The 22770-nt window shown below is 69.2% G+C and carries 18 protein-coding genes and 1 tRNA gene; 4 read left to right on the forward strand and 15 right to left on the reverse strand.

The genetic code is table 11. The features are described 5' to 3' along the window. Positions 1-73: 73 nt before the first annotated feature. The 3 genes from DTA15_RS02905 to DTA15_RS02915 all read right to left on the reverse strand — a co-directional run bounded on the left by DTA15_RS02905 (position 74) and on the right by DTA15_RS02915 (position 4535). The gene (locus DTA15_RS02905) at positions 74-1486 is read right to left on the reverse strand and encodes an MFS transporter (protein ID WP_006485508.1); all 1413 of its coding nucleotides are present in this window, start codon (positions 1484-1486) and stop codon (positions 74-76) included. A gap of 89 nt (positions 1487-1575) precedes the next feature. Then, on the reverse strand, positions 1576-2787 hold the full coding sequence (locus DTA15_RS02910; protein ID WP_006493710.1) for a CaiB/BaiF CoA transferase family protein: 1212 nt from the start codon (positions 2785-2787) through the stop codon (positions 1576-1578). Beyond that, a complete protein-coding gene (locus DTA15_RS02915; RefSeq protein ID WP_006488068.1) occupies positions 2784-4535 on the reverse strand; it encodes an acyl-CoA dehydrogenase family protein in 1752 nt (583 codons plus the stop codon). The genes DTA15_RS02910 and DTA15_RS02915 overlap by 4 nt, the downstream gene beginning before the upstream one ends. A gap of 173 nt (positions 4536-4708) precedes the next feature. Between DTA15_RS02915 and DTA15_RS02920 the strand changes: the two genes are divergently transcribed. Together DTA15_RS02920 and DTA15_RS02925 are read left to right on the forward strand one after the other, a co-directional pair. After that, a complete protein-coding gene (locus tag DTA15_RS02920) occupies positions 4709-5611 on the forward strand; it encodes a LysR family transcriptional regulator (RefSeq protein ID WP_006488085.1) in 903 nt (300 codons plus the stop codon). 98 nt (positions 5612-5709) lie between these two features. Continuing rightward, positions 5710-5784: transfer RNA gene (locus DTA15_RS02925), tRNA-Val, on the forward strand. A 118-nt stretch (positions 5785-5902) separates the two neighbouring features. Here the strand turns inward: DTA15_RS02925 and DTA15_RS02930 are convergent. The 10 genes from DTA15_RS02930 to hutH all read right to left on the reverse strand — a co-directional run bounded on the left by DTA15_RS02930 (position 5903) and on the right by hutH (position 18427). After that, positions 5903-7297: an aspartate aminotransferase family protein gene (locus tag DTA15_RS02930; protein ID WP_006488081.1), complete on the reverse strand. Its 1395-nt coding sequence runs from the start codon at positions 7295-7297 to the stop codon at positions 5903-5905. Between the two features lie 28 nt (positions 7298-7325). Beyond that, entirely contained in the window at positions 7326-8663 is a 1338-nt protein-coding gene (locus DTA15_RS02935; RefSeq protein WP_006488076.1) for a glutamine synthetase family protein, read from the reverse strand. A 12-nt stretch (positions 8664-8675) separates the two neighbouring features. Continuing rightward, positions 8676-9482, reverse strand: coding sequence for a gamma-glutamyl-gamma-aminobutyrate hydrolase family protein (locus DTA15_RS02940; RefSeq protein WP_006488099.1), 807 nt, complete (start codon positions 9480-9482; stop codon positions 8676-8678). 721 nt (positions 9483-10203) lie between these two features. Further along, a complete protein-coding gene (gene hutG, locus DTA15_RS02950) occupies positions 10204-11001 on the reverse strand; it encodes an N-formylglutamate deformylase (RefSeq protein WP_006488072.1) in 798 nt (265 codons plus the stop codon). Positions 11002-11060: 59 nt separating this feature from the next. After that, on the reverse strand, positions 11061-12437 hold the full coding sequence (locus DTA15_RS02955) for a formimidoylglutamate deiminase (protein ID WP_006488097.1): 1377 nt from the start codon (positions 12435-12437) through the stop codon (positions 11061-11063). Positions 12438-12633: 196 nt separating this feature from the next. Beyond that, on the reverse strand, positions 12634-13857 hold the full coding sequence (gene hutI / locus DTA15_RS02960) for an imidazolonepropionase (protein ID WP_006488078.1): 1224 nt from the start codon (positions 13855-13857) through the stop codon (positions 12634-12636). 4 nt (positions 13858-13861) lie between these two features. Continuing rightward, the gene (locus DTA15_RS02965) at positions 13862-14473 is read right to left on the reverse strand and encodes a HutD/Ves family protein (RefSeq protein ID WP_006488093.1); all 612 of its coding nucleotides are present in this window, start codon (positions 14471-14473) and stop codon (positions 13862-13864) included. Positions 14474-14475: 2 nt separating this feature from the next. Continuing rightward, positions 14476-16164, reverse strand: a complete 1689-nt coding sequence (gene hutU / locus DTA15_RS02970) for a urocanate hydratase (RefSeq protein ID WP_006488101.1) — start codon at positions 16162-16164, stop codon at positions 14476-14478. A gap of 39 nt (positions 16165-16203) precedes the next feature. After that, positions 16204-16899, reverse strand: coding sequence for a histidine utilization transcriptional repressor HutC (gene hutC / locus DTA15_RS02975; protein ID WP_006488107.1), 696 nt, complete (start codon positions 16897-16899; stop codon positions 16204-16206). A 4-nt stretch (positions 16900-16903) separates the two neighbouring features. Then, positions 16904-18427, reverse strand: coding sequence for a histidine ammonia-lyase (gene hutH, locus DTA15_RS02980; RefSeq protein WP_006488089.1), 1524 nt, complete (start codon positions 18425-18427; stop codon positions 16904-16906). Between the two features lie 213 nt (positions 18428-18640). Here hutH and DTA15_RS02985 point away from each other — a divergent pair, with 213 nt between their 5' ends. Next, positions 18641-19561, forward strand: coding sequence for a glutamate/aspartate ABC transporter substrate-binding protein (locus tag DTA15_RS02985; RefSeq protein ID WP_006488095.1), 921 nt, complete (start codon positions 18641-18643; stop codon positions 19559-19561). A gap of 21 nt (positions 19562-19582) precedes the next feature. Here the strand turns inward: DTA15_RS02985 and DTA15_RS02990 are convergent, their stop codons facing one another. Continuing rightward, the gene (locus tag DTA15_RS02990) at positions 19583-20338 is read right to left on the reverse strand and encodes a 4'-phosphopantetheinyl transferase family protein (RefSeq protein ID WP_006488091.1); all 756 of its coding nucleotides are present in this window, start codon (positions 20336-20338) and stop codon (positions 19583-19585) included. Between the two features lie 127 nt (positions 20339-20465). Beyond that, complete coding sequence (locus DTA15_RS02995) at positions 20466-21509, reverse strand: alpha/beta hydrolase family protein (protein WP_006488087.1); 1044 nt, start codon at positions 21507-21509, stop codon at positions 20466-20468. Positions 21510-21742: 233 nt separating this feature from the next. Here DTA15_RS02995 and DTA15_RS03000 point away from each other — a divergent pair, with 233 nt between their 5' ends. Next, positions 21743-22684: a LysR substrate-binding domain-containing protein gene (locus DTA15_RS03000; RefSeq protein ID WP_006488103.1), complete on the forward strand. Its 942-nt coding sequence runs from the start codon at positions 21743-21745 to the stop codon at positions 22682-22684. Positions 22685-22770 lie beyond the last annotated feature (86 nt).

Consider the following 22770-nt stretch of genomic DNA (forward strand, 5'->3'; position numbering starts at 1 on the left):
ACCGCGCCGGCGGATTGCCGCCTCACCGAATTACCGCGTCGCCAGCGTGCCGAATCGCGCCGGCCTCCCCGCGTCACCCCGCCGGTTTCAACGTGCCGCGATCGTCGGGCTGCGCCGGCGCGCCGGCTGGACAATCGGCCCCCGCGCCTTCGGTGCCCCACTCGGCCGCATCGCTGCGCTCGGCGCTCGACAACTCGTCGGCGCGATACCCGGTGCGGTTCAGCAGCGCCAGCATGCACGCCAGCGACACGAGCGCGTACAGCCCCGACGCGATCGCGACGCCGACGATGCTGCCCGTCGCATTGAGAATCGCCTGCGCGAGCACCGGCGTGCCGCCGCCGACGACCAGCGCGCTCAACTGATACGCGAGCGACAGGCCCGTATAGCGGATGTTCGCCGGGAACACGCGGGCGAGCACGCCGCCGACCGCCCCGTAGAACATCGCCGACGGAATCGTCGAGATGCACATGCCCGCGACGGCGACCCAGTAAGAACGCGTCGCGAGCGCGTGGAACATCACGGGCATCAGCACGATTTCCGGGATCAGGATCCAGCCCATCGCGCGCCGCATGTCGACCTTCGACACGAACCACGCACCGACCGGCTGCATCAGGAACTGCACGACGAGCGAGATCGACAGGATGCCGAGGAACGTGCCCTGCGCGTAGCCGAGTTCCTTCGTCGCCCACGACAGCGCGAACGTGCTGCGGAAATACGTGACGTTGATCACCGGCAGCGTGCCGGCCGCGAGCAGCACGACGACCCAGTGGTCGCGCACGACGTCGCGCAGCGGCAGCTTCACCGTGCGCTTGCGCGCGAGCACGCGCTGCATGTCGATCGACTCCTCGAGCCGCAGCCGGATCACCATCCCGATGACCACGAGCACGGCCGACAGCAGGAACGGAATGCGCCAGCCCCACATCAGGAACGACGGGGTCGGCAGCGCGCTCAGCGCGAAGAATGCCGCCGTGGCCAACAGGTTGCCGGTGGGCGAGCCTTGCTGCGCGAACGCCGCATACAGGATGCTGCGATGCTTCGGCGCATTCTCGCTCGCGATCAGCACCGCGCCGCCCCACTCGCCGCCGACCGCGATGCCCTGCAGCACGCGCAGCACGACGAGGCCCGCCGGCGCCCACACGCCGATCGACGCGTAACCGGGCAGCAGGCCGATGCCGGTCGTCGCGAGCCCCATCATCACCAGCGTGATCACGAGCGCGGTCTTGCGGCCGACGCGATCGCCGAGATGCCCGAACACGATGCCGCCGAGCGGCCGCGCGGCGAAGCCGGCCCAGAACGTGACGAACGCGAGCAGCGTCGCGACGCCGGGATCCATCGTGCCGGAAAAGAACACCTTGCCGAACACGAGCGCCGCGGCCGTGCCGTAGATGTAGAAGTCGTACCACTCGATCGTGGTGCCGACGAACGCCGCGAGGGCGGCGCGGCCGGGCCGCGGTTGTGCGGCGGGCGGGGATTGAGGACGGCTCATCGATGTCTCCATATTGGGGTGATCGGGGGCGCGACTCGCGCGCGCCTTTCCCGGTGGCCGGCATCACGCCGCCGGCCAGCGGCGTCGTGTCAGTCGGGCGGCGATTCGCCGGCCGCCGTCTTCAGCACGCCGGCATCGAGCAGTTGCTGCTGAAGCGCGCGATCGACGCCGAGCCGGTCGAGCACCGCGCGCGTGTCGCGGCCGAGCGCGGGCGGCGCCGACCGGTAGGTGGCCGGCGTGCGCGACAGCTTCACCGGCGACGCGGTGCCGCGATACGCGCCGATCTCGACGAACAGGTTGCGGTGCAGCGCATGCGGATCGTGCGCGACGTCGGCCACCGTGCGCACCGGCCCGCACGGCACGCCGGCCGCCATCAGGTCACGCGCGAGCGGCTCGCATGCGTGCGCGGCGAGCCGCGCTTCCAGCTCGGCCTTCAGCGCGGGCCGGTGCGCGCAGCGGCTGCGGTTGTCGACGAAGCGCGGATCGCCGGCGAGCGCCGGCGCGCCGAGATGCGCGACGAGCCGCGCGAACTGCCGGTCGTTGCCGACCGCGAGGAAAATCGGCACGGTGGCCGTGCGGTAGCTGTCGTACGGCGCGATGTTCGGGTGCGCGTTGCCGCTGCGCTCCGGCACGCGACCCGAGCCGAAGAAATTCGGCAGGTGCGGATGCAGCAGCGACACGCCGCAGTCGTACAGCGCGACGTCGATCGACTGCCCGCGCCCGCTCTTCTCGCGCTCCGCGAGCGCCAGCAGGATGCCGGCGAGCGCGTTGAGCCCCGTGACCATGTCGACGATCGGCAGGCCGATGCGGGTCGCGTCGCCGTCGCGTTCGCCGTTCACGCTCATCAGCCCGGCCATCGCCTGGATCACCGCGTCGTAGCCCGGCAGCCCGCCGAGCGGGCCGTCGTCGCCGAAGCCCGTCACCGCGCAGTGGATCAGGCGCGGAAAGCGCGGCTGCAGGTCGCGTGCGTAGTCCATCCCCCAGCGCGCGAGCGTACCCGGCTTGAAATTCTCGACGAGCACGTCGGCTTCCTCGAGCAGGCGCCACAGGATCGCGCGCCCTTCGTCGCGCGACAGGTCGAGCGCGAGCCCTTCCTTGTTGCGGTTCACGCCCATGAAATACCAGGCCGTGTCGCCGAGGAACGGCGGCCCCCAGCCGCGCGTCTCGTCGCCGGCGGGCGGCTCGATCTTGACCACCGTCGCGCCGTGGTCGGCGAGCGCCTGCGTGCAGTACGGGCCGCCGAGCACCCGGCTCAGGTCGACGACCTTCAGGCCGTCCAGTGCGCCACGCGTCGCGCTCATCGCTCGACCTCCGGCAGCAGGTCGAGCGCCGTGTCGAGCGCGACCGGCAGACCGCGCAGCAGCGCGTCGGACGCGGCCGATTCGTCGTCGCGCGGAGCCGGCGCGAGCGGATCGACCGGCAGCAGCTTGTGACGCACGATCAGGTGCGCCAGCGCGAGACGGCGGAAATCCGGCGCGAGCCGCGCGCCCTCGCAGGCCATCAATACGGCCGCGCTCGCGTAATACAGCGCGGACGCGGCTTGCCGCACGCGCGCGTCGTCGCCTTCGTCAGCGACCCGCGCGAGCCCGTCGCACGCCCGCGCCAGAATGCGCCGCAACGCCGTGCGGCTCGCCTCGGGCAGCGGCGCCGCGCCCAGGCGATCGCCGAGGAACGTGCGCAGCGCGTCGAGCGCATGCTCGCGCTGCGCGGCGCGCGCGACGTCGAGCGCGACGATGTTGCTGGTGCCCTCCCAGATCGAGCCGAGATGCGCGTCGCGCACGAGCCGCGCATCGCTCCATTCCTCGATATAGCCGGTGCCGCCGCGCACTTCCATCGCGTCGCCCGTCACGCGGCGCGCGTCGCGGCACGCGCGGAACTTGATCAGCGGCGTCAGGATCCGCACGCAGCGCGCGGCCTGCTCGTCGCCCGCGTCGGCCTGCGGCAGCAGCAGCGCGATCTGCATGAACATCGCGCGCGCGGCCTCGGCCGGCAGCAGCATCTTCATCAGCTGGCGCTGCATCAGCGGCATCTCGATCAGCTTGCGGCCGAACGCCTCGCGATGCGCGGCCACGTGCAGCGCTTCGTTCAGCGCGCGCCGCATCAGCCCCGCCGCGCGCACGCCGTTCGACAGCCGCGACATGTTGATCATGTCGGCCATCTGGTGAAAGCCGCGGCCGATCTCGCCGATCAGGTACGCCTGCGCGCCTTCGAGCGCGATCTCGCCGCTCGCCATCGAACGGCTGCCGAGCTTGTCCTTCAGCCGCACGATCCGGTAGCGGTTGCGCGTGCCGTCCGGCAGCGTCTTCGGCAGCAGGAACAGCGCGAGGCCCTTGATGCCGTCCGGCGCGCCGTCGGGCCGCGCGAGCACCATCGCGAGATCGGCGTCCGCGTTCGAGCAGAACCACTTGTCGCCGGTCAGTCGCCAGACGGTCTCGCCGTGCACGTCGGTTTCGCAGGTCGCGCGCGTCGCGATCCGGCCGACGTCGGAGCCGGCCGCCTGCTCGGTCATGAACATCGCGCCCTGGTACAGCGTGTCGAAGTCGCGCGACGCGAGCATCGGCAGGTAGCGCGCGACCAGCGCGGGATCGCCGAAGCGGCGCAGCGTGCGCGTCAGCGAATCGGTCATGCTGACCGGGCAGCACAGCCCGAATTCCGCCTGCACGAACAGGAACGTCAGCGCGTACTTGACGAGCGGCGGCACGGTTTCGGCTCCGTGGCTCAGCGACGCGAGCCCCAGCTCCGCATACGCGACGCGTTCGAGCGCGACGTACGCCGGGTCCTTGTCGATCCGCTGCACGGCCTCGCCGCGCCGGTTGCGATGCTCGAGCACGGGCGGATGCTTGTCCGCGCGCGACGCCCATTCGTCGAGTTCGCCCGACACGCGCGCGCCGAGCGCGTGCAGCCGCGGCTCGAGTTCGGCATAGCGCGCATCGCCGAGATGCAGCTTCAGCAATGCGCCGAAATCGGGGTCGACGGTGAAGAAATTGATGCCCCGGCTGTCGGGGATATTGGATGCGCCGGTGTCGGGCGTGCGAGCGGTGTCGTTCATGCATGCGTCTCCTGGGTTGCCTGCGCGGCGACCGGGCCGCGCGCCGCGGCGTCCGGCCGATCCTGCGTAAAGCCTCCCGCAGAGCGTAGGCGCGCGATCGATAAGCGTCCAATACAGGATTTGTCCGGTACGATAGATATTGCTTATCGATGCCGACGCCGGGAGGAGACACCATGGAACTGAGGCAGTTGCGCTACTTCGTGGCGGTCGCCGAGGAGCTGCATTTCGGGCGCGCGGCGAAGCGCCTGTTCATCTCGCAGCCGGCGCTGAGCTTCGACATCCGCAAGTTCGAGGACGCGCTCGGCGTGCAGTTGTTCTCGCGCACCAACAAGACGGTCGCGCTGACCAACGCGGGCGAGGTACTGCTCGGCGAAGCGCGCCGGCTGCTGCTGCAGGCGGCCGAAGCCGAGCGCCTGACGGTGCGCTCCGCATCGGGGCTCGCGGGTCGGCTGCGGATCGGCTTCGTCCACTCGATGCTGTATCGCGGGCTGCCCGACGCCGTGCGGCGCTTCGAGGCCGACTATCCGGGCGTCGAGGTCGTGCTGAGCGAGATGAACACGCACGCGCAGGTGCAGGCGATCCAGCGTGGCCAGATCGATCTCGGCTATGCGCACTGGGGCCACTTCCCGCCCGAGGTGGAATCGGTGCCCGTCTATGCGGAGCCGTTCGTGTGCTGCCTGCCGGCCGCGCATCCACTGGCGCGGCGCAGGCAGGTCGCGCTCGCCACGCTCGCGACCGAACCGTTCATCCTGTTTCCGCGCGACGCCGCACCGCACTATCACGACCTGATCATCGCGCAGTGCGTGAACGCGGGATTCAGTCCGCTGATCCGTCACGAGGCGCGGCTGTGGCAGACGGTCCTGTCGATGATCGAATTCGGGATGGGCATCGCGCTGGTGCCGCGCGTGCTGCAGCAGGCGAAAAGCGACCGGCTTGCGTTCCTGCCGCTGAAGGATGCGTCGCTCGAATCGCGCACGCTCGCGCTGAAACGCAGCGGCACCGCCGAACCGGTGGCGCTGCGCTTTGCCGGCTACGTACGCGCGTCGATCGATGCGCTGCCCGCGCTCGCGGGCTGAGCGCGCGACTCGCGAACCGGTGCTTGCGGCTATTTGAAAAAATTTGCAGAAAGGGCTTTACGAGCCCCAAAATCTCTGACATAATTTGATTCTTCTTTGGGCGGTTAGCTCAGCGGTAGAGCACTGCCTTCACACGGCAGGGGTCACTGGTTCGATCCCAGTACCGCCCACCAAAGAATTCAAGGGCCTGCGTCTCACGACGCAGGCCCTTTTCGTTTTCGGCGTCGCGCGTGCCCCGAGCGACGCGGGCGCCACGTCATACGCCGCCCACGTCCGCACGCAGCTACCGGCTTACCGTGCGCGCCCCACCCGCTCCGCCGTCGCGTCGAACGCGCGCTTCGCCTTGTCGACGATCTCGTCGACCTCCGCCTCGCGAATCACGAGCGGCGGCGACAGCAGCATCCGGTCGCCGGTCGCGCGCATGATCAGGTTGCCGTTAAAGCAGAAGTCGCGGCAGATCGTGCCGATATCGACGTCCGCGCCGAAGCGCTCGCGCCGGCTCCGGTCGCGCGCCAGCTGAACGCCGGCGACGAGTCCCGCTCCCGCGATCTCCCCGACGATCGGGTGGTCGCCCAGCGCGTCGCGCAGCCGGCGCTGGAAATACGGCCCGATGTCGGTCTTCACGCGCTCGACGATGCCCTCGTCGCGCAGCAGCTTCAGGTTCGCGACCGCGACGGCGGCTGCCACCGGGTGACCGGAATACGTGAGGCCGTGATTGAATTCGCCGTTGTCGATGATCGGGCGCGCGACGCGCTCGTGAATGCCCACCGCGCCCATCGGCACGTAACCCGACGTGAGGCCCTTGGCCATCGTGATCAGGTCCGGCTCGAAGCCGAAGTGCTGGTGCGCGAACCATTCGCCGGTGCGCCCGAAGCCGCCGATCACTTCGTCGGCGACCAGCAGGATGTCGTACTTGCGGCAGATCCGCTGGATTTCCGGCCAGTACGTCGACGGCGGGAAGATCACGCCGCCCGCACCCTGGAACGGCTCGCCGATGAAAGCCGCGACGTTCTCCGCGCCGAGTTCGAGAATCTTCGCTTCGAGCTGCTGCGCGCGCGCGAGGCCGAATGCTTCGGGCGTTTCGCCGGCTGCCGCTTCGCCGAAGAAGTACGGCTGGTCGATGTGCACGATGTGCTCGACCTTCGACGGCATCTGCTCGTGCATGTAGCCCATCCCGCCGAGCGTGCCGCCCGCGATCGTCGAGCCGTGATAGCCGTTCTCGCGCGAGATCACGTATTTCTTCTGCGGCTTGCCCTGCACGCGCCAGTACTGGTGCACGAGACGCAGCACGGTGTCGTTGCCTTCCGAGCCGCTGTTGCAATAGAAGAAGTAGTTGAAGCCGGCCGGCGTCACTTCCGCGAGCATCGCGGAAAGCTCGATCACCGGCGGGTGCGTGGTCTTGAAGAACGTGTTGTAGAACGGCAGCTCCTGGATCTGGCGATACGCGGCGTCGGCGAGTTCCTTGCGCCCGTAGCCGACGTTCACGCACCACAGGCCGGCCATCCCGTCGATCACCTTGTTGCCGTCCGAGTCCCACAGGTAGACGCCGTCGGCCTTCACGATCACGCGGCTGCCGGCACGATTGAGCGCGCCCATGTCCGAGAACGGATGGATGTGGTGCGCGGCGTCGAGCGCGCGAAAATCGGCGGTCGAGCGCGGCGAAAAAGCTTCGTTTCGATCGGTCATGTCTTCTCCGTCAAACAGCGTCGCACGCTCACACGTGCAGCAGCAGATGCCTGCGTTCCCACGAGCTGATCACGCGGAAGAACGCTTCGTATTCGGTTTCCTTCAACGCCAGGTAGGCCTTCACGAACTTGTCGCCGAGAATGCCGGCGAGCGGCTCGCATGCGGCCATCAGCGAGATGCCCTCCTCGAGATTGCGCGGCAGCTGATACGGCAGGTCGTAGCCGTCCGATGCGATCGGCTCGGTCGGCGCAAGCTGTTGCGTCATGCCGAGATAGCCGGCGGCAAGCGTTGCCGCGAATGCCAGATACGGATTGCAGTCGACGCCCGGAATCCGGTTCTCGATGCGTCGCGCGACGGGGCTCGACTGCGGAATGCGAAAGCCCACCGTGCGGTTGTCGTAGCCCCACTGCACGTTGATCGGCGCGGCCATGAAGCGCGACAGGCGGCGGTACGAATTGATGTACGGCGCGAAGATCGGCATCAGCGCCGGCGTGTACTTCTGCAGTCCCGCCAGGTAGCTGTGGAACAGCGGCGACACGGCGCCGCCTTCGTCGGCGAACAAATTGCGCCCGGTGCGCGCATCGGCCAGGCTCTGGTGAATGTGCATCGCGGAGCCCGGCTCGCCTTCCATCGGCTTGGCCATGAACGTCGCGTACATGTTGTGACGCAGCGCGGCCTCGCGCACCGTGCGCTTGAACAGGAACACCTGGTCGGCGAGCGGCAGCGCGTCGCCGTGCACGAAGTTGATCTCCATTTGCGCGGCGCCGACTTCGTGAATCAGCGTCTCGATGTCGAGGCCCTGCATTTCGCAGTATTCGTAGATGTCCTCGAACAGCGGATCGAACTCGTTGACGGCCTCGATCGAATACGACTGGCGGCCGGTTTCCGCCCGCCCGGTGCGGCCGACGGGCGGACGCAGCGGCAGGTCGGGATCGGCGTTCATGTCGACCAGGTAGAACTCCAGCTCGGGCGCGACGACCGGCTTCCAGCCCTTCGCCTTGTACAGGTCGAGCACGCGGCGCAGCACGTAGCGCGGCGAGATCTCGACCGGCGAGCCGTCGAAGTGCACGCAGTCGTGGATCACCTGCGCGGTCGGGTCGACCGCCCACGGGATCAGGCAGATCGTCGACGGATCGGGCACGCACACCATGTCGGGATCGGTCACGCCGGTCAGCGTGCCGTCCTCCGGATAGTCGCCGGTGACGGTCTGCACCATCACGGCCTGCGGCAGGCGCATCGATTCGCCGGATTCGAACTTGTTGCGTGGAATGATCTTGCCGCGCGCGATGCCGGCCATGTCGGGAATGATGGCCTCGACTTCGGTGATGCGGTGCTGTCGCAGGAATTCGCTCAGTTCGGGTTGCATGATCGGCCTCGTTCAGTCGATGTCGGATGCGGCCGGCGACGGCATCGCGCCGCCGGTCGCATGAATGCGATGTGTCATGTGCGCGCGGCACGCCGCGCCGAATGCCGCGAAGATGTCGCGCGACAGCGGCTGCTCTGCGTAGCGCCATTCGGGATGCCACTGCACGCCCAGCGCGAACGCACGCGCGCCGCGCACGCTGACGGCCTCGATCAGCCCGTCGGGTGCGCTCGCTTCGACGGCGAGCCCCGCGCCCAGACGCGCGATGCCCTGGTCGTGCAGCGAGTTGACCGTCGCCTCGTGCGCACCGCGCGCGACCCGCTGCAGCAGACCGCCGGGCGCGAGTTGCACCACGTGCGCGGGACCGTACTGCCGCTCGAGCGGATCGGCCGGGCGTTCGCGATGATCGTCGAAGCCGGTCGTCGCGTGCAGCCGCTGATGCAGCGTGCCGCCGTACGCGACGTTCAGCTCCTGCATGCCGCGGCAGATCGCGAGCACCGGCACGCCCGCGTCGATCGCCGCGCGGATCAGCGGCAACGCGGTCGCATCGCGCGCCGGATCGTGCAGCGTGTCGGGCGCGCTCGCGGCGCCGCCGTAATGATGCGGTTCGACGTTCGAATAGCTGCCGGTCAACAGCAGCCCGTCGATTGCCGCGACGATCGCGTCGGCCGGCTGCCGCGCGCCGAGCGCGGGCAGCACGAACGCCAGCGCGCCGGCGCCGTCGACGACGGCGGCGAGGTACTTCTCGCCCGCCGTGTGGTTTGGATGGGCGCCGCGCAGGATGCGGTCGGCGGTGACGGCTACGATCGGTCGTGCGCGCATCGGCGTCTCTCCGGTAATGGCGCGCGACATGCTTGCGCGCGCAACGAGGCGGGTTCGCGGGTACGCCGCACGCGCGTGCCATCCCGCCGCGCAGGCGCGATCCTGCCGCGCGGATGCCGCGGCAACAGGCGGTACGGCCCGGGACGGAAGCGGAAAGGGACGCTAGGGCAACAACGATGCGCTGCCGTCGCACTGCACCGCGCTGCACAGGTGCGCGGTCACGAGATTGAAGCGGCGCGGGCCGCGATGAGAAATGGCGAAGAAGCGAGGCTCGCGTAACGGGGCGGCGCGCGTGCCGCGATCAGCATGCCGGTTCGGCCCGGCCTGAGGCGGCGCGCCCGCCGACGGACTTCGGGTCCGGCGTATCGAAGGGCTGGCGGCTTTCACGATCGTACTCGACTGACTGATGGAGACAGGACACGTGTCGCAATGCCGCGTGGCGACACGTCAGCAAGATGTCTCGCAGCGGATTCGGCGTAGCACGGCCATCGTCGAGGGCCTCGCCGCCGGTGCGCGCGTGACGACTTCCTGACATTCAGCTTATATCACCTAAAAATTGCGTCAACTTTTCGGGGGCGGACGACGATATCGATCAGACGAAAAAAACGGCATCGATCGCGCGGATCGATGCCGTTTTGTGCGTTGCATCGGCTTGCCTGCTACGTGCCGGCGGGGCGGCACGCATTGTCGCGCCGCGCCGCCGCATGGACGCGGCCCGTGCTCAACGATGCGCGAGTGCGGTTTCGACGAGCGTCTGCAATAGCGGCGCGATCCGCGCTGCACGCGCTTCGTCGTACGCGTACGGACGCGTCTCCTCCATGTAGGTGATCTGCGACAGTTCGAGTTGCACGGCCTCGACGCCGGTATCGGGCACGCCATAGTGTCGCGTGATGTAGCCGCCCTTGAAGCGCCCGTTCGCGACGGCCGTATAGCCGCCGTGCGCGAGCACGCGCGCGGCCAGTGCCTCCGCGAGGCCCGGCGCCGCACTCGCGCCGCTCGACGTGCCGAAGTTGAAGTCCGGCAGGCGGCCGTCGAAGAAACGCGGCACGTGCGAGCGGATCGAATGCGCTTCCCACACGAGCACGCGGCCGTGTTCGCCCTTCAGCCGCGCGATCTCGCGTTGCAGCGCGTCGTGATACGGCACCCAGTAGCGGTCGCGGCGACGCATGATCTCGTCGTTGCCGGGCAGCGCGTTCGCCGGATACAGCGGCGCCTTGTCGAACGTATCGACCGGCACGAGCCCCGTCGTGTCCTGCCCCGGATACAGGTTCTCGTTGTCGGGCGGACGGTTCAGGTCGACGACGTAACGCGCGTGCGACGGCACGAGGATCGACGCGCCGAGATCGGCCGCGAACCCGTACAGCCGCTCGAGATGCCAGTCGCAATCGTCGACGAAGCGCGCGTCGGGCGTCATCGTCGCGGCGATGTCGTCGGGGATGTGCGTACCTGCGTGCGGAATCGAGATCAGCAGCGGCAACGTGCCCTGCTTCAGCGTGAATACAGCCGGTTGTTCAGTCATGTCGCCTCACCGTAAGAGTCGGCCGGCGCACGCATGCGGCGTGCGCCGGTTGCCGCGCGTCAGCGCAGCAGTTGCGCCAGCGCGGCGCGGTAGTCGGCATACGCGGCGGCTTCGTCGCGATGGCGGCGGCCGCTCACGACGCGCTCGCCGCCCGTGTAGACGTCGAGCACCGGCGTCTCGCCGTGCTCGGCGAACACGATGCCCGACAGCCATGCCGCGCTGCCGTGTTCGGCGATCGCCGGGTGATCGGGATCGAGCACGAGCCAGTCGGCGCGACAACCTTCGCGCAGCGCGCCGATGCGTCGCCCGCTCGCCTGCGCGCCGCCCGCGAGCGACGCATCGAACAGGCGATCGGCGACGTGCGCCTGCGTGTCGCTTGCCAGCACGTTGCGCGCGCGGTGCACGAGCCGCTGCCCGTATTCGAGCAGGCGCAGCTCCGAGCGCCAGTCGACCGACGCGTGGCTGTCCGAGCCGATGCCGATCACGCCGCCTTGCGCGAGATAGTCGACGGCCGGGAACACGCCGTCGCCGAGGTTCGCTTCGGTCGTCAGGCAAAGCCCGGCGACCGCGCGGCGCTTCGCGAGCGCCGCCGTCTCGGCCGCGTCGACGTGCGTCGCGTGCACGAGACACCAGCGCGCATCGACGTCGAAGCGATCGAGCAGCCATTGTACGGGGCGTGCGCCGTACGCGCGAACGCAGTCGTCGACTTCGGCCGTCTGCTCGGCGATATGGATATGCACCGGCGCATCGTCGGGCAATCCTTCGAGCAGCGCACGCAACCCGTTTTCGGATACCGCGCGCAGCGAATGCGGCGCGACGCCGTAGCGCAGCCCGCCATGCTCGGGCGCCGCGCGACGCATCGCATCGAGCAGTTCGAGCACGCCGTCGGGCGTGTTGATGAAGCGGCGCTGGTCGTCGCGCGGCGGCTTGTTGCCGAAGCCGGCGAACTGGTACGACACGGGCAGCATCGTGATGCCGACGCCGGCCGAGCGCGCGGCATCGATCACGCGCGTGCCGAGCTCCGCGATCTGCGGATAGCGCGAGCCGTCCTGCGCGTGATGCACGTAGTGGAATTCGCACACCGACGTGTAGCCGCACTTGAGCATCTCGACATACAGCCAGCGTGCAATCGCCGCGAGCGCGTCGGGCGTGATCTTCAGCGCGAAGCGGTACATCAGGTCGCGCCAGCTCCAGAAGCTGTCGGCGGGATTCGCGCGGTATTCGGTGAGCCCCGCCATCGCGCGCTGGAACGCGTGCGAATGCAGGTTCGGCATGCCGGGCAGCACCGGCCCGGCCGCGCGTGCGACGCCTGCCGGCGCGTCGGTGTCGGGCGTGACGTCGGTCAGCGTGCCGCTCGCGTCCCAGCGCAGCAGCACGTTGCGGCGCCAGCCATCGGGCAGGTAGGCATGGTCCGCGAACAACAGGGTGTCGGTCATTGCGAGTCCTTATCGACCGGTTCAGGCGCGTCAGCGTCTCGTCCGGTCCGGTGCCGCGGCCGGCAGGCGTGAGCGCGTCGCGCTTGCCCCTGCCTCGCGGCGATCGACCGGAGTGCGCCGTTGCGCCGGGTCCGGTCCCATGCAAAACGTCGGCCGGACCGGGTCCGTCACGACCCGGCCCGATCCGTCGCCAAACTTATCCGTTCATCCGGCGAAACACGGTCGTGCCGCCGCGTACGACCTGCTCGCACAGCGGCCGGCCGATCCAGTACGCCAGCTCGGCCAGCGAGCCGACCGACCAGACGGCGAAGTCGGCCTGGCGACCGACCTCGAGCGCGCCGTGGCGATCCGCGCGGCCGAGCGCCGCGGCCGCATGGCGCGTGACGCCCTGCAGCACCTCGGGCACCGTCATGCGGAACAGCGTGCAGCCCATGTTCAACGTCAGCAGCAGCGATTCGAGCGGCGACGTGCCCGGGTTGTGATCGGTCGCGAGCGCGATCGGCACGCCGTGCTTGCGCAGCAGCTCGATCGGCGGCAGTTGCGTTTCGCGGATGAAGTAGTACGCGCCGGGCAGCAGCACGGCGACCGTGCCGGCCGCCTTCATCGCCTCGATGCCGGCTTCGTCGAGAAATTCGAGGTGATCGGCGGACAGCGCGCGGTAACGCGCGGCGAGCGCCGTCCCGCCCGCATTCGACAGTTGCTCCGCATGCAGCTTCACCGGCAGCCCCCGTCGCGTCGCGGCCTCGAACACGCGCTCGGTTTGCGCGAGCGAAAAGCCGATGCGTTCGCAGAACACGTCGACCGCGTCGACGAGCCCTTCGTCGGCCAGCGTCGGCAGCATGCGGTCGCACACTTCGTCGATGTACGCATCCGCGCGCCCCGCATATTCGGGCGGCAATGCGTGCGCGCCGAGGAAGGTCGTATGGACGGTGACCGGGAAGCGTTCGCCGAGCTGGCGCGCGACGCGCAGCATCTTGCGCTCGCTCGCGAGGTCGAGCCCGTAGCCGGACTTGATCTCGATCGCGGTCACGCCTTCGGCGAGCAGCGGCTGCAGGCGCGCGGCGGCCTGCACGAACAGCGTCGTCTCGTCGGCCGCGCGCGTCGCGCGCACCGTCGACACGATCCCGCCGCCCTGCCGCGCGATTTCCTCGTAGCTGACGCCCGCGAGGCGCTGCGCGAACTCGTCGGCACGCGTGCCGCCGTACACGAGATGCGTATGGCAGTCGACGAGGCCCGGCGTCACCCACGCGCCGTGCAGGTCCTCGCGCCGCCAGTGCGCATAACCGTGCGGCAGCGCGGACAGCGCGCCGAGCCACGCGATCGTGCCGGTTTCGTCGACGGCGATCGCCGCGTCGTCGATCGTCTCGTCGGGATGGCCGTGCGGACACAGCCTCAGGTGATGCCAGACAGTCGGTTTCATGCGTTCAGTCTCGTTCGCCGACGGCAAGCGAGACGGCGAGCAGCGCGCCGCCTCCGCTCACGACGACGTCAAACGCACGCCGCGGCCCGTCGAGCCGCAACGTGTCCATGTCTTCCAGCGCGTAGTGCGTGCCGTCGAGGTCGACGCCCACCGCACCGGCCGCGCAAAACAGCAGCACGGTATCGGCCGGCGCAAGGCGGTGAGCCCCCGCGCGCCACACGTCGAGCGTGCCACGCGCGGCCGAACGGCGCGTCATCAGGTTGAAGTCGCGCGTCGCGCCGTCGTGCAGCGTCGCGTCGATCGCCGTCTCGCCCGCGAAATCCGCACGGGCCAGCGGTGCGTCGAGCACGTGCCGCGGGCCGCCCGCCTCGGCGAGCGTCATGCCCGCGCCGGACAGCAGCACGAGCGTGCGGTCGATCCCGTCGAAACGCGAGAACGGGCCGGCCGTGCCGACGTCCGCGACGCTCACGCGCCACGCGAACGCATCGAGTGCCGCGCCGGGCGGAAACGCGCCGATCTCGCGCGTCACGCCGCCGCCGTTCTTCCACGGCGACGCAACGAGATCCGCCGCGCGGATCATCGTTGCGTGCAGCGGCGCCTGGTCGAGCGCCGTCATGCTCAGCGGCCGAGCATCGGCAGCTTCAGGCCGGCTTCGCGAGCCGTCTGCTGCGCGAGTTCGTAGCCGGCATCCGCATGGCGCATCACGCCCGTGGCCGGATCGTTCAGCAGCACGCGGCCGAGACGCTCGTGCGCGTCGGCGGTGCCGTCGGCGACGATCACGACGCCCGAGTGCTGCGAGAAGCCCATTCCGACGCCGCCGCCATGGTGCAGCGACACCCACGATGCACCGCCCGCGGTATTCAGCAGCGCGTTCAGCAACGGCCAGTCGCTGACGGCGTCCGAACCGTCCTTCATCGATTCCGTCTCGCGGTTCGGGCTCGCGACCGAACCGGTGTCGAGGTGGTCGCGGCCGATCACGATCGGCGCCTTCAGTTCGCCGTTCTTCACCATCTCGTTGAACGCCTGGCCGAGGCGGTAGCGATCCTTCACGCCGACCCAGCAGATCCGCGCCGGCAGGCCCTGGAACGCGATGCGCTCACGCGCCATGTCGAGCCAGTTGTGCAGGTGCGGATCGTCGGGGATCAGCTCCTTCACCTTCTGGTCGGTCTTGTAGATGTCTTCCGGATCGCCGGACAGCGCGACCCAGCGGAACGGGCCCTTGCCCTCGCAGAACAGTGGGCGGATGTACGCCGGCACGAAGCCCGGGAAGTCGAACGCGTTCTCGACGCCCATTTCCAGCGCCATCTGGCGGATGTTGTTGCCGTAGTCGAGCGTCGCCGCGCCGCGTTCCTGCAGCGCCAGCATCGCGCGCACCTGGACGGCCATCGACTGCTTCGCAACCTTCACGATGCTCTGCGGATCGACCTTCTGCGCTTCGCGCCATTGCGCGACGGTCCAGCCTTGCGGCAGGTAGCCGTTGATCGGGTCGTGCGCGCTCGTCTGGTCGGTCACGCAGTCCGGCGTGATGCCGCGCTTGACGAGTTCCGGGAACACGTCGGCCGCGTTGCCGAGCAGGCCGATCGACACCGGCTTGCCGGTGCGCTTCGCTTCGTCGATCATGGCGAGCGCTTCGTCGAGCGTCGTCGCCTTCTTGTCGACGTAGCGGGTCTTCAGGCGGAAGTCGATGCGCGTCTCGTCGCATTCGACCGCGATCATCGAGAAGCCGGCCATCGTCGCGGCGAGCGGCTGCGCGCCGCCCATCCCGCCCAGGCCGCCCGTCAGGATCCAGCGGCCCGACGGATCGCCGTTGAAGTGCTGGTTCGCGACCGAGAAGAAGGTTTCATAGGTGCCCTGCACGATGCCCTGGCTGCCGATGTAGATCCAGCTGCCGGCCGTCATCTGGCCGTACATCATCAGGCCCTTGCGGTCGAGCTCGTGGAAGTGATCCCAGTTCGCCCAGTGCGGCACCAGGTTCGAGTTCGCGAGCAGCACGCGCGGCGCATCCTTGTGGGTGCGGAACACGCCGACCGGCTTGCCCGACTGGATCAGCAGCGTTTCGTTTTCCTCGAGATCCTTCAGCGACGCGAGGATCTGGTCGTAGCATTCCCAGTTGCGCGCAGCACGCCCGATGCCGCCGTACACGACGAGCGCATGCGGATGCTCGGCGACTTCCGGGTCGAGGTTGTTCTGGATCATCCGGTAGGCCGCTTCGGCCAGCCAGGTCTTGCAGGTCTTCTCGCTGCCGCGCGGCGCGCGGATCGTGCGCGTCGGATCGAGACGGGGATCGATGTGTTTCGGATGGTTCATGACGACTGCTCCCGAAGGAAAATGACTATCAAATAGGAATCAGAAATGCCCGGTGAAGCGATAACGGCTGCCGGGATGCCACAGATTCGCCACCGAGGCGACGACGCCCTGCGACCAGGTGCGCCGATGTAAAACCAGACACGGCTCGACGTCGTCCATCCGCAGCTGCTCGCGCCGCTCCGGCGCCGGGGCAGCCGCTTCGATCCGGTACTCGACGCGCTGCAGCGGCGCCGCGCGCATCAGGTACAGGTTCGGCGTCGTGTTCGTGAAATCCTGCTCGGCGTAATCCGGCGCGACCGCCGGATTCACCCATCGTTCTTCGAGCTGCACCGGCTCGTCGTTCTCGAAGTGCAGCACCTGCGAATGAAACAGCTTGGTGCGCACGGCCACCTGCATCTCGTCGGCGAGGGCATCGTCGGCGCGGATCGTGTCGAGCCCGAGCACGCTGGCGCGGTACGCATGCCCGCGCGCGCCGACTTCCTCGGAGATGCTGCGGATCGCGACCAGCGTCGACTCGTACTTCGGCCGCGCGACGTAGGTGCCCGCGCCCTTCATGCGCGTGAGCACCTGCTCGGCCGTCAACTCGCGCAGCGCGCGGTTGACGGTCATGCGCGCCACCTTGAACTCGCGCGCCAGCTCGTTCTCGGACGGCACCTGGTCGCCCTCCTCCCACTCGCCGGCATGGATGCGGGCCAGGATGAAATCCTTGATCTCCTGGTAGACCGGCGCACTCATCGGCTTACTGTTCCGATGCGAACGAGAACGGCGCGACCTTCGCGAACGCGCGCTCGCCGACCAGCTTCGCGATCACCGCGATGTCCGGTGCGAAATAGTGGTCGAGTTCGTAGTGCGCGACCTGGCTGCGGATCGTCTCCATCACCGGCGCGAGCTTCGGGCTCGTGTGGTACGGCGCGCGCAGGTCGACGCCCTGCGCGGCGGCCAGCAGTTCGATCGCGAGGATGTGCTTCGTGTTGTCCGCGATGTCGGCGAGCTTGCGCGCGGCGAACGTCGCCATCGACACGTGGTCTTCCTGGTTCGCCGAGGTCGGCAGCGAGTCGACCGACGCCGGGTGCGCGAGCGTCTTGTTTTCCGATGCGAGCGCGGCTGCCGTCACGTGAGCGATCATGAAGCCGGAGTTCACGCCGCCGTCCTTCACGAGGAACGGGGGCAGGCCCGACAGCGTCGCGTCGATCAGCAGCGCGATGCGGCGTTCGGCCAGCGCACCGATTTCCGATGCGGCGAGCGCGAGGTTGTCGGCCGCGAACGCGACGGGCTCCGCGTGGAAGTTGCCGCCCGACAGCACTTCGCCGGTGTCCGGGAAGATCAGCGGGTTGTCCGACACGGCATTCGCTTCGACCAGCAGCACGTCGGCCGCATGACGCATCTGGTCCAGGCACGCGCCCATCACCTGCGGCTGGCAGCGCAGGCTGTACGGGTCCTGCACCTTGTCGCAGTCGCGGTGCGACTGGTTGATCGGCGAGCCTTCGAGCAGTTCGCGGTACGACGCGGCCGCGTCGATCTGGCCTTGATGGCCGCGCAGTTCATGGATGCGTGCGTCGAACGGCTTCACCGAGCCGGCTGCCGCGTCGACCGACAGCGCACCGGCGACGAGCGCGGTGCGGTACAGGTCTTCGATCGCGAACATGTTGTCGAGCGCCAGCGCGGTCGACGCCTGCGTGCCGTTCAGGAGCGCCAGGCCTTCCTTCGCCTGCAGCGTCAGCGGCGCGAGGCCCGCGACGCGCAGGCCGTCGAGGGCGCTCGCCCGTTCGCCGCGGATGAACACTTCGCCGACGCCGAGCAGCACGGCCGACATGTGCGCGAGCGGTGCGAGGTCGCCCGACGCGCCGACCGAGCCCTTCACCGGGATCAGCGGCAGCACGTCGGCGTTGAACAGCGTGATCAGCGCGTCCATTACTTCGCGACGGATGCCCGAGTGGCCGCGGCCGAGGCTCGACAGCTTCAGCGCCATCAGCAGGCGCACCGACGAACGCGCCATCGGCTCGCCGACGCCGACCGCGTGCGACAGCACGAGGTTCTTCTGCAGCAGTTCAAGCTGGTCGTGCGGGATGTGGGTGCTGGCCAGGCGGCCGAAGCCCGTGTTGATGCCGTAGGCCGGCTCGCCCTTCGCGGCGATGTCGGCGACGGCCTTCGCGCCGGCGTCGATCTTCGCGAAGCTCGCCGGATCGAGCTTCAGTTGCACGGATTCGCGTGCGATCTGGCGCAGTTGCGGGAGGGTCAGATGGCCGGGGGTCAACGTAATCATGTGAGCAATCCTGTCTAGACAAGTTCGGAATGGATTGAAGTGTAGCTACGTCAACTTGTCTAGACAACCCGTTTTTCACCGAATTCGACTCGGGAGTTTCCCTGATGTCCGGCGCGGCCCGCCCGGCCGGCCGGCGACGCACGGGGCTTAACATGTGTTGCAATTATTTTGTTTTTGGCAACATACGGATCACCATTTGCCCCGGAGACCGTCATGCCCTTCCCGTCCCGCTTCGCCGCCCGCCTCGGCCGCTCCCTGCTCGTCGCCGCATGCGTGCTCGCGTGCGGCGCATCCGTCGCCGCGGAACCGCTGTCCGGCACGCTCGAGAAGATCCGGCAGGCCAACCTGATTTCGATCGGTCATCGCGAAACGTCGGTGCCGTTCTCCTACGTCGATGCGAGCGGCAAGGTCATCGGCTTCTCGCAGGACCTGTGCGAGCGCGTGATCGCCGCGGTGAAGGCGCGCACCGGCAAGCCCGACCTGCAGGTGCGCTTCATTCCGGTCACGTCGCAGAACCGCATTCCGCTCGTGCAGAACGGCACCGTCGATCTCGAATGCGGCGTGACGACCAACCTCGCCGCACGCCATGCGCAAGTCGCGTTCTCGACCACCTTCTTCGTCGCGACGACGCGCCTGCTCACCCGCACCACGTCGGGCATCCGCGACTTCCCCGATCTGGCCGGCAAGACGGTCGTGACGAACCAGGGCACGACGTCCGAACGCCTGCTGCGCAAGATGAACGAGGAAAAGAAGATGAACATGCAGATCATCAGCGCGAAGGACTACGGCGAAGGGCGCCTCACGCTCGAATCGGGCCGCGCGGCCGCGTACATGATGGACGACGTGCTGCTCGCGGGCGTGCGCCAGCTCGCCGCGAAACCGGCCGACTGGCGGCTCGTCGGCACGCCGCAATCGTCGGAAGCCTACGGGTTCATGCTGCGCAAGGACGATCCGCAGTTCAAGGCGCTCGTCGACGGCGTGCTCGTGCAGTTGATGAAAAGCGGCGAGATCGACGCGCTGTACGACAAATGGTTCATGAAGCCGGTGCCGCCGAAGGGGCTGTCGTTCGACTTCCCGATGAGCGACGTGATCAAGGCGCGCTATGCGGCGCCGAACGACGCGCCGCTCGAGTAAGCGCCGCGCGTCGACCCCGGCTTACGCGCGCGTCCACGCGACGCATGCCGCGTAGTCGGGCGCCGCGTCGAGCCACGCCGCGTCGAACGCCGCGACGCCGGCAGCAGGCGCGGCCGGCTCGACGATCGTCGTCACGGGCGTCGTGGCGTCGCGCGGCGGCACGACCGCGAACGCGCGCAGCCCGCCGACGATGCCGGTGCCGAGCGCCTTGAGCAGCGCCTCCTTCGCGGACCACACCCGCATGAATTCGCGCTCGCGCGTGCCGCCCGGCAGGCTGTCGAGATACGCGACCTCCGCGGGGGCGCACACTTCGCGCGTCAGCGCGCGCCAGTCGGCCGCGCGGTTGCAGCCCTCGATATCGACGCCGACGCGGCCTGCCGGCGCCCACGCGATCAGCGCATGATCGCCTGCGTGCGATACGTTGAAGTCGAGCGACGCGCGATGCGCGCGGTCCAGCGACGGCCGCCCCGATGCGTCGACGACGATCGCGACCGCTCGTGGTGCGATGCCGAGCGCCGCGCCGAGCACGTCGCGCAATGCGGCGCGCGTCGCGGCGCTGCGTACCGCATCCTCGTGCCGCAGGAAGCGCGCGGCGCGTGCGCGCTCGTCGCCGCTCAGCGCCGCATACGCGGGCGACGCGAGCGGCACGCGCCAGTCGAAATCGACGCGCGCGATCCGCACGCCGGCGCGCGCCGCGGCGGGCGGCACGTCGAGTGCGTGCACGCGCCACGCGCGGGGCGCTTCAACGGGAGAAGCGGAATCGGACGGAATGGACATCGGCGCGCGGCAGCCTGTGCTGTGAAACGAAACGTCCGATGTTAATCGATCGCGGCCGCCCGAGGCCGCCGCGACACGATCGGGAATTGAACGGGGGCGGCGTGACGCGTTCGTGTCTGCCCCCCGATCACCCGTTCGCGGCCCTACCCGGCACGCCGCTCCCCGTCACTCGTCCACGCGAAGCCGGATGCAGCGCATGCACGGCGCCCGGCGCGTCGGCGGGCAGCACGCCGTGTTGCAGCCAGTACAGCGCGACGGGCCACAGCGTATCGGTGAAGCGGCTGTGGAAAAACGCGAAATGGCCGATCGCGTCGACGCCGATGTCGGCCGGCGCGATCCGCAGATGCGTGACGTTGCTGCCCGTGTAGTAGCCGACCAGCCGCTCGATCGCGTCGACCGTGCCGAACGCGTCGTCGTCGAGGCCGATCGCGAGCATCGGCGCCGACAGCCCCGCGAAGCGGGCCGGCAACGCAGCGCGGCTCGCGCCGCTGTCGTCGAGCTCGCGGCCGATGTAGCCGTCCTCGAAACGCGGCTGCGAACGCGCCCACGACAGCGCGATACCGCGCGGCGTGTCCTCCATCCAGCCGAGCCGCTTCGCGGGCACGTAGCCGAACACGGCCGCGAGCGCCGGCATCGCGACATGCCACTTCCACCACATGCGGCGCCGCTCGGCCGGCAGGTAATCGCGCCAGTACGCATACTGCGCGCCGACGGTCACCGCATGCCGCACATGCACGTTCGATGGCGCGAGGCCGAGCACGCAGCCGCCGATGCTGTGCGCGACCACATCGAGCGGCTGGCCCGGAAACGCGTCGCGCGCGTAGTGCAGCGCGGCCTCGCAATCGAGCCGCCCCCAGTCGAGCCAGTTCGCGCGCAGCTTCGCAAGCTGCGCCGGGCGCGACCCGCCGATGCCGCGATAGTCGTAGACGAGCACGTCGCGCCCTTGCGCGAACAGCCAGGCCGCGAAGCGGAAGTAGTAGTCGCAGCGCACCGACGTCGCGCAATTGATCACCGTGACCGGCCGCACGGCGCCGCCGCCGCGATGGCGCCAGACGTGGCCGCGCAATGCGTAACCGTCGGCTGCGCGCAGCGTCACGGGCTCGGGCGGCAACGCCCCCGCCGCGCGACTGCCCTGCGCCGCCACCCCGCCTGCTTCGTTCGAAATCGTCATCGTGTCTCCTGTCGACCTCAGTTAGCGCTTTGGCGCTTACTGAAGTCCCATGCATGGCTGTCGGTCCGAGTGAGCGCTTCAGCGCCGATTCGGACCCGATGCATCGCGGTCGGCCCGGTGGGCGCTTCGGCGCCTGCTCGGCCCCTTCATCCGCGATCAACCGGCCTCCATTGAACTTGACGCGTGCCGCGTTCTCAACCAATCTTGCTGCTCCGTTCGCATGAGTCACGCGCATGTCAACGCCACTCGTCCGTCTCCCGTCGCTCGATCTCGTCCGCGGTTTCGTCGCCGTCGGCCGCCGCATGAGCATCACGCTCGCCGCGCAGGACCTGTGCGTCACGCAGTCGGCGGTCAGCCGTCAGATCCATGCGCTCGAAGGGCATCTCGGCGTCGCGCTGCTGCAGCGCGGCTACCGGAAGATCGCGTTCACGCCGGAAGGCGAGCGACTGTTCCGCGTCGCCGATGCCGCGCTGCACGGTCTGCAGGACACCGTCGCGTCGCTCGCCGCCGCGCGCGAGCGTCAGCCCGTGACGATCACCGCCAGCATCGGCGTCACCGCGCTGTGGCTGCTGCCGCGGCTCGGGCGACTGCAGGCGCGGCTGCCCGGGATCGACCTGCGCGTCGCCGCGAACGACAAGGTACTCGATTTGCGCGCCGAAGGCATCGACCTCGGCATCCGCTACTGCCCGCGCGAGCGAGCGCCGGCCGGCGCGCTGCGCCTGTTCGACGAGATCGTCGTGCCGGTCGCGCACCCCGCGCTCGCCGCGCGGCCGGTCACGAGCGCGGCCGCGATCGCCGATCACGTGCTGCTCGAATTCGACGGGCCGCCGCAACCGCAACTGCAGTGGCACGCGCATCTGCATGCGGCCGGGCTCGACGACGCGCGCCCGAAAGGCGTGCTGCGCTTCAACCAGTACGACCAGGTGATCCAGGCCGCGATCGCCGGCCAGGGCATCGCGCTCGGGCGGCTCGCGCTGGTCGCGCCGATGCTCGCCGACGGCCGGCTCGCGGTGCTCGGGCCGCACACGCAGACGCTGTCGGAAACGTACGGCTACTGGCTGTTCCAGCACGATCCGGCCCCGCGCCGCGAAGTCGCCGACGTGCGCGACTGGATGCTCGCCGAAGCGGCCGAATGCGACGCGGCGATGCACGCGCACGATACGACGTCGGCCTGAGCCGGCCGCGCGGAGACCCGTGCGGGCAGGCAAGCGCGCCCTCGCATTCCCGCTGCGCATGCGAACCTGACCGAATGATCGCTTGA

This window comes from Burkholderia cenocepacia (genome assembly GCF_900446215.1).
GTDB classification, from domain to species: domain Bacteria; phylum Pseudomonadota; class Gammaproteobacteria; order Burkholderiales; family Burkholderiaceae; genus Burkholderia; species Burkholderia cenocepacia.